The organism is Azospirillum oryzae (genome assembly GCF_900177515.1).
GTDB classification, from domain to species: Bacteria; Pseudomonadota; Alphaproteobacteria; order Azospirillales; family Azospirillaceae; genus Azospirillum; species Azospirillum oryzae_A.
In genome coordinates, this window is sequence record NZ_FXAK01000004.1 from 294159 (window position 1) to 305830 (window position 11672).

Annotated in this window: 11 protein-coding genes; 7 read left to right on the plus strand and 4 right to left on the minus strand. The window is 66.1% G+C overall.

The features are described from left to right. Positions 1 to 47: 47 nt before the first annotated feature. Both B9N97_RS08355 and aqpZ read left to right on the plus strand, forming a co-directional pair. Positions 48 to 1823 (plus strand): chloride channel protein, encoded by a 1776-nt coding sequence (locus tag B9N97_RS08355; protein ID WP_167393248.1) that lies wholly within the window; start codon positions 48 to 50, stop codon positions 1821 to 1823. A gap of 172 nt (positions 1824 to 1995) precedes the next feature. Next, the gene (gene aqpZ, locus B9N97_RS08360; RefSeq protein ID WP_085085242.1) at positions 1996 to 2739 is read left to right on the plus strand and encodes an aquaporin Z; all 744 of its coding nucleotides are present in this window, start codon (positions 1996 to 1998) and stop codon (positions 2737 to 2739) included. Between the two features lie 191 nt (positions 2740 to 2930). Here aqpZ and tnpA read toward each other — a convergent pair whose 3' ends face one another. Continuing rightward, complete coding sequence (tnpA, locus tag B9N97_RS08365) at positions 2931 to 3344, minus strand: IS200/IS605 family transposase (RefSeq protein WP_085085244.1); 414 nt, start codon at positions 3342 to 3344, stop codon at positions 2931 to 2933. A 49-nt stretch (positions 3345 to 3393) separates the two neighbouring features. Here tnpA and B9N97_RS08370 point away from each other — a divergent pair, with 49 nt between their 5' ends. Beyond that, positions 3394 to 4611, plus strand: coding sequence for an RNA-guided endonuclease InsQ/TnpB family protein (locus B9N97_RS08370; RefSeq protein ID WP_167393249.1), 1218 nt, complete (start codon positions 3394 to 3396; stop codon positions 4609 to 4611). Between the two features lie 217 nt (positions 4612 to 4828). Here the strand turns inward: B9N97_RS08370 and B9N97_RS08375 are convergent, their stop codons facing one another. Next, positions 4829 to 6031, minus strand: a complete 1203-nt coding sequence (locus B9N97_RS08375) for a helix-turn-helix transcriptional regulator (RefSeq protein ID WP_085085249.1) — start codon at positions 6029 to 6031, stop codon at positions 4829 to 4831. Positions 6032 to 6221: 190 nt separating this feature from the next. Between B9N97_RS08375 and B9N97_RS08380 the strand changes: the two genes are divergently transcribed. The 4 genes from B9N97_RS08380 to B9N97_RS08395 all read left to right on the plus strand — a co-directional run bounded on the left by B9N97_RS08380 (position 6222) and on the right by B9N97_RS08395 (position 9725). Next, the gene (locus tag B9N97_RS08380) at positions 6222 to 6710 is read left to right on the plus strand and encodes a response regulator (protein WP_085085251.1); all 489 of its coding nucleotides are present in this window, start codon (positions 6222 to 6224) and stop codon (positions 6708 to 6710) included. 74 nt (positions 6711 to 6784) lie between these two features. Next, positions 6785 to 7282 (plus strand): Mut7-C RNAse domain-containing protein, encoded by a 498-nt coding sequence (locus B9N97_RS08385; protein ID WP_085085253.1) that lies wholly within the window; start codon positions 6785 to 6787, stop codon positions 7280 to 7282. Positions 7283 to 7374: 92 nt separating this feature from the next. Then, positions 7375 to 7992 carry a D-glycero-alpha-D-manno-heptose-1,7-bisphosphate 7-phosphatase gene (locus tag B9N97_RS08390; protein ID WP_244560615.1) on the plus strand — a complete coding sequence of 206 codons (618 nt, stop codon included), beginning with the start codon at positions 7375 to 7377 and terminating at the stop codon, positions 7990 to 7992. Between the two features lie 536 nt (positions 7993 to 8528). After that, the gene (locus B9N97_RS08395) at positions 8529 to 9725 is read left to right on the plus strand and encodes an IS256 family transposase (protein WP_085085255.1); all 1197 of its coding nucleotides are present in this window, start codon (positions 8529 to 8531) and stop codon (positions 9723 to 9725) included. 178 nt (positions 9726 to 9903) lie between these two features. Here B9N97_RS08395 and B9N97_RS08400 read toward each other — a convergent pair whose 3' ends face one another. Continuing rightward, positions 9904 to 10833: a glycoside hydrolase family 16 protein gene (locus tag B9N97_RS08400; RefSeq protein WP_085085257.1), complete on the minus strand. Its 930-nt coding sequence runs from the start codon at positions 10831 to 10833 to the stop codon at positions 9904 to 9906. Between the two features lie 3 nt (positions 10834 to 10836). After that, a complete protein-coding gene (locus B9N97_RS08405) occupies positions 10837 to 11670 on the minus strand; it encodes a glycosyltransferase family 2 protein (RefSeq protein WP_208621179.1) in 834 nt (277 codons plus the stop codon). Positions 11671 to 11672 lie beyond the last annotated feature (2 nt).

Consider the following 11672-nt stretch of genomic DNA (forward strand, 5'->3'; position numbering starts at 1 on the left):
ATCCCGGGTCCGCGCATCCCGCTCCGGAGGGCCGTCACGGCGGCTGGTTGCGCAGCCGCCTGTTCCTGCTCCGCGCCCTGGCCAGCCGGAATGTCCGCGACAATGATTTCGCCATCGTCGCCCTCGGGGTGCTTGCCGCGGCGCTGATCGCCGGCGGGGTCGCCTTGCTCCAGAAAGCCGTCGGGCTGCTGCATTCGGTGCTCTTCGATCTTCCGCGCGGCGCCCATCTGAGCGCGGGGGTGGCCATCGGCCCCTGGCAGCCGCTGGTCATCCCGATGGTCGGCGGGCTGGCGCTGGGCATTTTCGGCAGCTTCGCCCGGCGCCTGCGGGCGAAGGACATCGTCGACCCCATCGAGGCGAATGCGCTCTACGGCGGCACGATGTCCCTGCTCGACAGCCTTCGGCTGGCCGCCTCCACGCTGATGTCCAACGCCTTCGGCGCCTCGGTCGGCATGGAGGCGGCCTACACCCAGGTCGGAGCGGGCGTCACCTCCACGGCCGGGCAGGCCTTCAAGCTTCGCCGCGCCGACCTGCGGATCCTGGTCGGCTGCGGCGCCGCCGCCGCCATCGCCGCCGCGTTCAACGCCCCGCTCGCCGGGGCCTTCTATGCCTTCGAACTGGTGATCGGCAGCTATACGCTCGCCGCCCTGGCGCCGGTCAGCCTGTCCGCCATCACCGCCGGCATCATCATCCGCTGGACCAGCGGCCACGACACCATCTTCGCCGTCTACGACCCCGTCAGCGTGGGGCCGAGCGACTATCCCTTCTTCGTCCTGGTCGGCATCGGCGCCGCCATCCTCGGCATCGCCACGATGAAGGCGGTGACGCTGGCGGAGCGCCTGTTCCGGGCGGCGCATGTCCCCGGCTGGCTCAGGCCGGCCGTCGGGGGGCTGCTGGTCGGGGCCATCGCCATGCTCTACCCGCAGGTGCTGGGCAGCGGCCACGGCGCGATCCAGCACAACATCGTCCTCGGCTATGACGGGATCGTCCTGGCGGGCCTGCTGGTCGCCAAGGTCGTCGCCTCGTCCATCTCCCTCGGCGCGGGCTTCCGCGGCGGGCTGTTCAGCTCCTCGCTGTTCCTGGGCAGCCTGTACGGCAGCCTCTTCGTGAAGATCGCCGGCTGGCTGCTGCCCGACGTCGGCATCCACTATACCGCCTTCATCCTGGTCGGGATGGGGTCGGTCGCCGCCGCCATCGTCGGCGCCCCGCTCACCATGGTCATGCTGGTCCAGGAGGCCACCGCCGACTTTCCCGTCACCCTCGGCGTGCTCACCAGCGTGGCCGTCGCGACGATGATCGTGCGCCGGATGTTCGGCCACTCCTTCGCCACCTGGCGTTTCCACCTGCGCGGCCTGCCCATCCACGGCGCGCACGACATCGGCTGGATCGAAAACCTGACGGTGGGACGGATGATGCGCCGCGACGCCAAGAGCGTTCCCGCCTCCATGAAACTGGCCGACCTGCGCCGCATGTTTCCGCTGGGCAGCGCCAAGCAGGTGTTCGTGCTCGACGAACGCGGCGCCTATGCCGGCATCGTCATGCTTTCCACCGTGCATGATCCGACCCTGCAGGAGGACATGGAGCAGCGCACCGCCGGTGATCTCGCCCGCTCGGCGGATGCCGTCCTTCTGCCGGGACAGAATGTGCGCAGCGCTCTCAAGCTCTTCACCGACACGGAGGAGGAGAGCCTTCCGGTCGTGGAGAGCGCGACGACGAAGCGGCTGGTCGGCTATCTGACGGAAGCCTACGCGCTGCGCCGCTACAACCAGGAACTGGAACGCAAGCGCGCCGAGGAGCTGGGAGAACGGCACCTCTTCGGCTGATCGGTGGGCCGACCGGCCGGCTGATCTGTGGGCATCCTCCGTCCCCCCTGTTCTTCTGCCACGTCCCCCTCTCCGAACGCGCGAAGCCGTGCCTGCCGGCGGCGGATTTATGCTCGTGTCCATACCGGCGTCCACCGGCCTTCGGCAACCTTGGCAGCAGTGGGAGGTTGGCATGAGTATGATAAGGCGCAGCTCCGCCGAGTTTCTCGGGACATTCTGGCTGGTCTTCGGTGGCTGCGGCAGTGCCGTGCTCGCCGCCGCCTTTCCGCAGGTCGGGATCGGGCTGCTCGGCGTCTCCCTCGCCTTCGGCCTCACCGTCCTGACCATGGCCTATTCCATCGGCCACATCTCCGGCTGCCACCTGAACCCGGCGGTGACCGTCGGGCTGTGGGCGGGCGGACGGTTCCCGGCCAAGGACATCCTGCCCTACGTGCTGGCCCAGCTGGTCGGCGCCTTCGCGGCCGCCCTGGTCCTGTATGTCATCGCCACCGGCAAGGCCGACTACAGCCTGGCCGTCAACGGCCTCGCCGCCAACGGGTACGAGGCGCATTCGCCCGGCCAGTACGGCATCACCTCGGCCCTGGTGATCGAGCTGGTGCTGACCTTCTTCTTCGTGCTGGTGATCCTGGGCTCCACCGACCGCCGGGCGCCGGCCGGCTTCGCGCCGCTGGCCATCGGCATGGCGCTCGTCCTCATCCACCTGATCAGCATCCCGGTGACCAACACGTCGGTGAACCCGGCGCGCAGCACCGGTCCGGCGCTGGTGGTCGGCGGATGGGCGCTGCAGCAGCTCTGGCTGTTCTGGATCGCCCCGCTGGCCGGCGGACTGGCGGGCGGACTGGCCTACCGCGCGCTTGCCGAGGAGGCACCGGCGAAGCCCGCCATCACCGGGCAGGCGGAAAGCTCCTCCACCTGATCCTGACGCGATCGAGGGACCGGTTCGCAGGGACCGGTTCGCAGGGACCGGTCCCGGATGGCACGCCCCGGCCCCCTTATGGCTCCGCAGATGTCGCAACGCCCCGCCGCCGTCCACCATTTGGCGCATGGGGGCTCCCTTCAATCCTCTGGATTGGCTGGAGGGGAAATGCGCCGCGCTACCCGGTACGTTCACGCACCGGCGCCGGCTTGGCCCTTGATGTAGCACTTCAGCGCCTCAAACGGCGTGCCGACAACGGACATCACGCAGTACGAGCGCGACCAGAACGCGAGCTTGCTGTCCCAGCGGTTCACCTCGTCCGGGAACTCCGCCCGTAAGCGGCGGCTCGTCCCAGTCTTCAGCGCGTTCACGAACTCAGACAAAGCGGTGGTCGGCGGCAGCGTGACGAGCAGGGGCACATGGTCCAGTTCGTCATTGCACTCCAGCATCCGCCCGCCCCAGGCGTTGCACCGCTCCCCGGCGGGCTCGCCAAAGGGTGTCAGCATGTCCACCGTCAGCACACGGCGACGGTATTTCGTCACCAGAACAAGATGGTCGTTCAGGCTGTAGATGCGGTAGTTCTCGTCTTTGACTAAAACAACCAAAACTTGCTATTTCCGCGGAACTACTTATAATATCGGCATGAAAATGCCAGTGCGCAAGGTCACTTACCGCCTCTATCCGTCGCGGACTCAATCCGTGGCCTTGAGCGCTGCCTTGCGTCTGCACCAACAGCTGTACAACGCTGCCCTGGAGCAGCGGATCGACGCCTACCGTCGCCGTGGCGTGTCGCTGACCTATGCCGACCAGTGCCACGACCTGACCGCCCTGCGTCAGGAGTGTCCGGAGTTCGCGACGCTTAACTGCTCCTCGCAACAGGTCACGCTGCGCCGGCTCGACAAGGCCTTCAAGGCGTTCTTCGAGCGCGTGAAAACCAAGGGTGCGGCGGCGGGCTTTCCGCGTTTCAAGAGTTTGGCCCGCTTCCCCGGCTTTGGCTTTAAGTCGCACGGCGACGGCTGGCGCTTTACGCCCGGCGTGGAGTGGCGCCATGGCAAGCTGCGCCTCCAGGGCGTCGGCACGATCAAGGCGCGCGGACAGGCCCGCCAGGGTGGCCTCATCAAGGCGAGCGAACTGCTGCACCGTGACGGCGCCTGGCATCTGTCGCTGACCCTGGAGTGCCCCGACATCACCCGCTCGTCCGGGACTGAGGCGGTCGCCTTCGACTGGGGTACGGAGACCTTCGCCACGCTGGCCGTCGGCGAAGAGGACGCACCCACGATGGAGACAGTCGAGAACCCGCGATGGTACCGTCATGAGCAGCAGCGCATCACCGACCTTCAGCAGGCGGTCAGTCGCAAGCGCCAGGGTTCGAACCGGCGCCGCAAGGCCGCACGCCGACTGGCGAAGGCGCGCGCCCGCACCGCACGTCGCCGTCTCGACTGGCAGCACAAGCTGTCGTCCGACCTCGTCAAGCGATTCGCCCTGATCGCGATGGAACAGCTGTCGGTCGCCGCCATGACCCGATCCGCCGCTGGAACCGTGGACGCACCCGGCAAGCGGGTTGCTCAGAAAGCGGGGCTGAACCGGGAGATCCTCGACACGGCTCCCTCTCAGTTCTTGTCGCTGGTGCGGTACAAAGTGCAGGAAACTGGCACCGCACGCCTGATCGAAGCGCCGACACGCCGGCTGAAGCCATCACAGACCTGTCCATGCTGCGGCACGGTCCGAAAGAAGGCCCTCAGCGAGCGTGTGCACAGATGTGACGTGTGCGGGACGACCTTGCCCCGTGACTTCGCGTCGGCATGGGTTGTCTTGAGGTACGCTCATGGCGTTCTCAAGGCGAACGGGTCGGAACGGCCCGATGCGGAGTAATGCCCGCGAAACCACCTCCATTCGCGGAATGGGGGCGGTAGTTCATTGTTATTCAGGCAGGACAGACGGCGCAGAAGGCGTATCCATGCGGCAGTTCGACCCCGATTCCAACCCGATGACCGAGGCCGATTACGGCATCGTGCTGGGCCTGTTCATCGGCATCTATCTCGGCCTCCTGGTGGTGTCGGCGCTTCCCTGAGCCTCATTGCCCTAACCATTACGACCCCTCCGGCAGCATCAGACAGCGGTTGACCAGGTTCATCAGCTCGCTCTGGCGGGTGGTTCCGGTCTTGGCGAAGATGCTGCGCAACTGGCTGCGCACGGTGCTGATCGCCACGCCGCGGCGGTCGCCGATCTCGGCCGGGGTCAGGTCGGCCAGCAGGTCGATGACCAGGGCGGCCTCCACCGGCGTCAGGCCGAACAGGCCGCCCAGCCGCACCCCCAGCCCCGGCGCCACGGCGGCCGGATCGACGATGTAGACCACCGCCCGGATGCGGGCGCCGTCTCCTCCCCCGCCGCCGGCATCGCCGAACGGCCCCGCCGCCTCGGGCGACAGCGGCAGAACGGTCAGCAGATAGGGCGCCCGGCCGGACGGGCGCGACACCCGGAGGTCGGCCGCCTCGCCCCGGCGCGCTGCGGCGGTCCTGGCGCCGGCCGACACCGCCGCCTCCAGCGCATGGGCAAGCCGACGCGCCTCGGACGCCTGTTCGGCCTGCAGGCGCCCCTGCTGAAGCCGCAGCCCGTCCCGCGCGTCGGCCATCGCCTGTCCGGCCCGGTTCAGGCAGAGGATCCGTCCGGCGGCGTCGAGCAGCGCGACCCCCATCGGCAGGCGGTCGATCATCCGGCCGCTCCACAGGACCTCCTCCTCCCGGCCGTCCTGGCGTGACAGCAGCCTGACGCGCAGCCGGATCGCCCGCTGAAGATGCGGAGCGCAGCCCTGCAGGAGCCGCACCGTCTCGTCGGGGAAGGGAGAAGTGTCGGCCGGGCGGAACAGGCTCAGCACCGGCTGCATCGGCGTCAACTCGCCGCCGTCGGACAGGGAAACGGAACACAACCGCCCCATTCCCTGCTCCTCCAACATCTCGTTGAAGATCATCGAACGGCGCAGTTCCGCCTCCGGCACCAGTTCCTCTCCACGGCGAACCACGCAGCGGCTCAGCAGGCCGCGCGCCGCCGCCGCATTGGCCCAAAGGTCGCGATGGCGGAAATGGGTCATGTAATCGCCAAGCAATGCGTCTGAGATGTTGTGGCGGGCCCACAGCGCCGCAGTCCGGCTGTCGTGATGGGGGGCGGTGGTGAACAGGAAGCCGTGCGTCGCATCGGTCAAGCCGCAGAGCCGTTCCAGGATGGCGGCCCAGCGCTCCGGAAAGGTCACCGCGTCGTAGATGTCCTCGATCAGCGAGTCCGCAGCTTGCGCCATGGGGGAAATCCTCCGCTCGACAACAATTCCCCGTAGGCAATCGCCCACGCTCAAGACCAACTGGTTGCGTATGACCATCGGCCGAGTGTTTCGTCCGTCATGTGAAGGATGCGGTCGCTGGGATTTTCCTCAAAAGTTGTTGGATCACCCCTGCCGGAAACAGGAGCCATCGAAGCGGAGCAAGGCCCCCATGACGGACGACTGCGGAATGGACGACGCCATCCTGCCGGCGGTCTGCCGGCCGGTCCTGTGCAGGATCGGGGACCGGGTGCGCTGGGCACTGGTCGCCGACCGCAATCCGCTGCTGCGCGAAGGGCTGCGGCTTTATCTGGAAACGCTGGGGTGGCGGGTCGTGGCGGGCGGCACGATGGACGAAGGGCTGGCGCTGCTGGCGCGGGGTCCCCTGGTTCCCGACCTGATCGTGGTGGGGGAGACGGGTCCGGAGCGCCGGGGAGCTTGCGGGCCGTGGCCCTCGGCCTTCGACCGGCTGGCGGCGATGCGCGGTGCCGTGCGCCCCGTCCTGCTGTCGATTGCCGCGGCGAATCACGACTTGACGGTCCGGGCCCGCGACCGCGGCTTGGAGGCCATCCACATCGACATGCCGCCGCTGAACCTGGAGGAACTGCTGCTGAGCTGCGTCCGCCGGATCGAACGGGGCGAGGGTGCGGGGGTGAGATGACGGCGTGGGATGAAGATATATTTTCATGAAACCATATCATCTTATCGATGCGTGATCTGCTTTGTTGACGGGGCATGAATTGGTTCTGTGACGAGATGCTGGGCCGGCTCGCCCGCCTGCTGCGGGCTGCCGGCCACGACACCGCCCTGGCACCGGCCGGCACAGCCGACCGTGCGCTGCTCGACCGGGCGCGGGCGGAAGGGCGCATCCTGCTGACCCGCGACCGCCGGCTGGCAGAGACCGCCGGCCGACACGGATGCCTGCTGCGCGGCCAGTCGGTGGAGGAGCAGGCCCGCTCGCTGACCGCCGCCTACCCGGTCGATTGGCTGCAGGCCCCCTTCACCCGCTGCCTGATCGACAACTGCCTGCTGCGCCCGGCGCCGCCGGACAGGCTGGCGGAGGTTCCGCCGGGCGCCTGCGGCCTGACCGCTCCGTTCGGCAGTGCCTCCAACGGAAGTACTTTGACGAGTTGCCCCTGCTGCGGCCGGCTCTATTGGCCGGGCAGCCATGTCCGCCGCCTGACCGGCACCCTCCGGCGGCTGGCGCAGGCTGAAAGGCCGCATCCGGGTTGAGCATCCGGGTTGACAACGGCGGCTCCTGGGCGGCTTTTCAACCGGACCGAACCGCAAGTTTGCCACCGCGAGAAAGACGGTCCGTCTCCATCATGCCCGCCTCCATCATGCCCGCCTCCATCATGTCCGACGAGTCACACCCGGCCCCAAACGCCGATCGCCGCAGAGCCGCCTTCTTCGACCGCGACGGCGTGCTGAACGAGGACATCGGCTTCGCCCACCGCCCCGACCAGATCACCTGGATGCCGGGGGCGAGGGAGGCGGTGAAGCGGCTGAACGACGCCGGCTTCCTGGTCTTCGTCGTCACCAACCAGGCCGGCGTCGCCCGCGGCCTCTACGGCGAGGAGCATGTGCGGACCCTGCATCGCTGGATGCAGCAGGAACTGCAGGCCGTCGGCGCCCATGTCGACGCCTTCTACCATTGCCCACACCATCCCGAGCATGGCGAGCCGCCCTATCGGACCGACTGTGCCTGCCGCAAGCCGGAGCCCGGAATGCTGCTGCAGGCGATGGCCGAGTGGCCGGTGGAACCGAAGGGCAGCTTCCTGATCGGCGACCGCGACACCGACCTGCAGGCGGCGCAGCGGGCGGGCATCGAAGGCACGCTCTACCGCGGCGGCGACCTCGACGCCGTCGTCGCCGGGATCCTGACGCGCTCCACGGAGGACGTGACGGAACGTGTCAATGCGAATGAGACAGCTGGGATTTGAGTTCAAGCTCGGGATCGGGACCCACCCCAAGGGGTGGGACGGAAGGGCCTTGTGCGACCTGAGCTCGCCGGCATCCTGAAAGCGGACGGACGCGGCGACCAGCTTGCTGGCGCCTCCGATCACGCAAGTGTCCCGAGCTTGAACTGAAATCCCGTCTGTTTCATTCGCGTTGACACGTACCGTCATGTGCTTCTGGGGATGATGACCTTGGCATTTCTCCAACACCTTCGGCTCGCTGCAGCACCGGAGCGGGGGAAAAAGGCGCAGCAACGGACCGCCACCGCAACCGGCGCTGCCCGCCGTATGCCGAGCCATTCTCGCGCATATTCATCAGACCGCGCCGATCCGATGTCCCTGTTGTCGGTGCTGGCTCGGGCTGCGTCCCGCGAGGTGGTGTACGAGCTGTGGGTAAGCGGCCCGCCGAAGCGCCCCCAAAAGCTGGCGTAGGCGGGCCGCTTATCCACAGCGGGGCGGTCATCGAAGATCTCCGGTAGGTTCGGGTTGCAACACCTTGAACGCTGCTGGAGAGAACCTCGATGACCATGGACAGAATGGCGCTTCACGAGCTTCTGGAGAAGGGCTCGGATACGGATCTTCTGCGCGAAATGATCGGCTACGTCGCGCAGAGCTTGATGAACCTGGAGGTGGACAGCCTGTGCGGCGCCGAGCATGGCGAACGCACAGCCGAGCGCGTCAACCAGCGCAACGGCTACCGGGAGCGGGCCTGGGATACCCGGGCCGGAACCATCCCCTTGCAGATCCCCAAGCTGCGCAAGGGCTCCTATTTCCCTGGCTTTCTCGAGCCGCGCCGGACAGCGGAGAAGGCGCTCACGGCGGTCATTCAGGAAGCCTACATCCAGGGCGTCTCGACGCGCAGTGTCGATGAGCTGGTCAAGGCCATGGGGATGACCGGCATCTCCAAGAGCCAGGTCAGCCGCTTGTGCGCTGACATCGACGAGCGGGTGCAGTCCTTCCTGAACCGACCACTGGAGGGTGACTGGCCCTACCTGTGGATCGACGCCACCTACGTGAAGGTGCGCGAAGCCGGGCGCATCGTCTCGGTGGCGGTGATAATCGCGGTGGCCGTGAACACCGATGGGCGGCGCGAGGTGCTGGGCATGGACATCGGGCCTTCCGAGGCTGAGGTGTTCTGGACCAAGTTCCTGCGCGCGCTGATGCGGCGCGGCCTGCGCGGCGTGAAGCTGGTCATCTCGGACGCGCATGAGGGCCTCAAGGCGGCCGCCGCGAAGGTGTTCGGGGCGGCGTGGCAGAGGTGCCGGATCCATTTTTATCGCAATGCGATGGCACACGTGGCTGCACCGCAACGCACGATGGTGGCAGCGGCGATCCGCACGGCTTTCGCCCAGGAGACCGCCAAGGCCGCCCACCGGCAATGGCGCCAAGTCGCCGATAGCCTGCGCGAGCGCTTCCCCAAGCTTGCCACGCTGATGGACGAGGCCGAACACGACGTCCTCGCCTACATGGACTTCCATCCCGACCATTGGACCAAGATCAGCTCGACCAATCCCCTCGAGCGCGTCAACGGCGAGGTCAAGCGGCGCACCGACGTCGTCGTCATATTCCCCAATGAAGCGGCGATCTTCCGACTGGGAGGGGCCATCCTGCTGGAGCAAAATGATGAGTGGGCGGCCAGCCGCCGCTACATGAGCTTGGAGACCATGACGCCGTTGGGGCATACTGACGTCTCCAGGTTGTCCGCTGTGGCAACCTGATCCGGCCCAACCTGCCGGAGAGCGATGACAAACCACTTCGCTCGTACACCACGTGCCGGGGCACGATCCTGGCTCGTCCCGCACAGGCGTCAATAGAACTGCCAAAGCAGTGCTAGCTTGGCGTTATTTGGCGAACACTGATCATGCTGCCCTCAAGATCCACCAAGACGGAGTAAGATTACCTGCTTCCAGCTCCCCATACGCGTACGAAGTCCACTTCCATAGAAAGGTGGTCGGGGGTTGATGCGCTTGAGCGCCGCCACGGTGGGAACATGTCACCGTCCATTGCGTAGTTCAGCCTAATTCCCATAGGCACGTTGAACCACGCGGCGTCTTCACCTTCAATTGAGCCCGCCGGCTGCCCGTCCAACAGTAGAGTGATGCGACATGGACTCCAGTCAATGCTGTAGCTCCGCCACTCTTCTGGGTCAAGAGTCGAGGAGAGGAGGCGGATCTCCCGGCCGTTTCCTAGATAATCGCGAAGATGTAAAGTCGCCTCCCATGGGCGGCCGTCGGCATGCCCGGAGACCTCAAAGAGGTCGATTTCGGCACCGCTTTTCTCTGCCCGTCTGCGTCCGTCGGCAACGTAAAGCCAAATCGCCGGGAACATGCCGCGACCGGTACCGACAAGCCTCGCTCGCACCTCAACGCGACCGTAGAGGAACGAAAAGCGGTCCTTGTCCGTGATCAGGATTCCACCGCTCCATTTGGGGGATGGCACGATGCCGCGCGACGCAAGGTCGCGGGCCAGGTCTGCCGGCGTGCGAAATGCCGATATCTTTAGTACGCCATTCGCGACCTCGAATGGACTGTAGGACGGGTGTTCATTTGGGTTGACGTTCCAAGATGAACCGCCAAAATCAACATACCCGGTGAGAGGGTCCTGCCAAAAATCGTTGGCTCGCCACTTGCCTGCCTGTCTCTGAGTAGTAAAATCAAGCGGCGTATCGAACTCCTCGGCAAAGAGAAGGGGACCTAGCCTAGGAGACGGCCCTGGGCACACTCCGCCAGTTGCCGGGTGAAGTGGTAGGAGAATAAAAATTGCCAAAGCTGCGAATGCTCTGGCGAGAAATGCGGTGAATTCGGCGTGGCCGTGTTGGCGTCCCATCGTTCAGGTGCGCTCCACGGCTATGCGCCGCGATTTCATCCCTTCGACCAAAGATGTCGGCACAAGCAGGCGGACGGTGCTTCGAACTATCCCTGCCCAGGCTTGCCAGCGCCACGCCCGCTCCGGAAAGTAGCGGAGTTGGACACGCAGCCGCGCCCGCCTCTGAGCGTTGATTCCGGCCCGCGAGAGTCCCGTACGGCACAGGCGGAAATCGACCAGGATCTCGGGAAGATTGGCTAAGTCGAAACGGGCAGCCAAGCGACAGAAGAGATCGTAGTCCTCCGCCGTGCGGAGCCGTTCATCCCATAAGCCGACCTCGCGCAGAGCGTCGACACGGAACATTACGCTTGAGTTCACGATCGGGCTGTCGAAGCAGAGATCTCGGCGGACCGTCTCTGGGTCGGAGGAAGGATAAAGCACACGCCGCACGACGGCTAGAGTGTGCTCGTCAACCGCGTTTGCCCAGGATCCGACTGCGGCAACACACGAGTGAGTATTCAGATATGCGGCCTGCTTTTCGAAACGTTCCGGGTGCGCGATATCATCAGCATCAAGGACCGCGGCGTAGCGGTAGCCTTCCGCGAGAATATGTCGGAGCGCGCGGTTACGGGTAGCGGAGACACCCAGGTTGCAGTGGTTGCGGATCACCTCCACCCAATCTGGCACGCACCCAAATGCGTTGCGCAGCACCATCTCTGCCGGGGTTCCGCTGGCATCGTCAACTACAAAAAGATGCACGGGAACTGTGCTCGCGAGAACGCTTGCTACGGCGTCTGGCAGGGTGCCGTCGGCGTTATAAGCGGCCATGATTACCGCTATGTCGGGAGTCTTAACCATGT

Bases quoted from the DNA above. Each gene is read 5' to 3' on its own strand.
- aqpZ (WP_085085242.1), top strand. From the start codon at position 1,996: ATGAGTATGATAAGGCGCAGCTCCGCCGAGTTTCTCGGGACATTCTGG.
- B9N97_RS08375 (WP_085085249.1), bottom strand. From the start codon at position 6,031: ATGGCGCAAGCTGCGGACTCGCTGATCGAGGACATCTACGACGCGGTG.
- B9N97_RS08380 (WP_085085251.1), top strand. From the start codon at position 6,222: ATGACGGACGACTGCGGAATGGACGACGCCATCCTGCCGGCGGTCTGC.
- B9N97_RS08385 (WP_085085253.1), top strand. From the start codon at position 6,785: ATGAATTGGTTCTGTGACGAGATGCTGGGCCGGCTCGCCCGCCTGCTG.
- B9N97_RS08390 (WP_244560615.1), top strand. From the start codon at position 7,375: ATGCCCGCCTCCATCATGCCCGCCTCCATCATGTCCGACGAGTCACAC.
- B9N97_RS08395 (WP_085085255.1), top strand. From the start codon at position 8,529: ATGACCATGGACAGAATGGCGCTTCACGAGCTTCTGGAGAAGGGCTCG.
- B9N97_RS08400 (WP_085085257.1), bottom strand. From the start codon at position 10,833: ATGGGACGCCAACACGGCCACGCCGAATTCACCGCATTTCTCGCCAGA.
- B9N97_RS08405 (WP_208621179.1), bottom strand. From the start codon at position 11,670: ATGGTTAAGACTCCCGACATAGCGGTAATCATGGCCGCTTATAACGCC.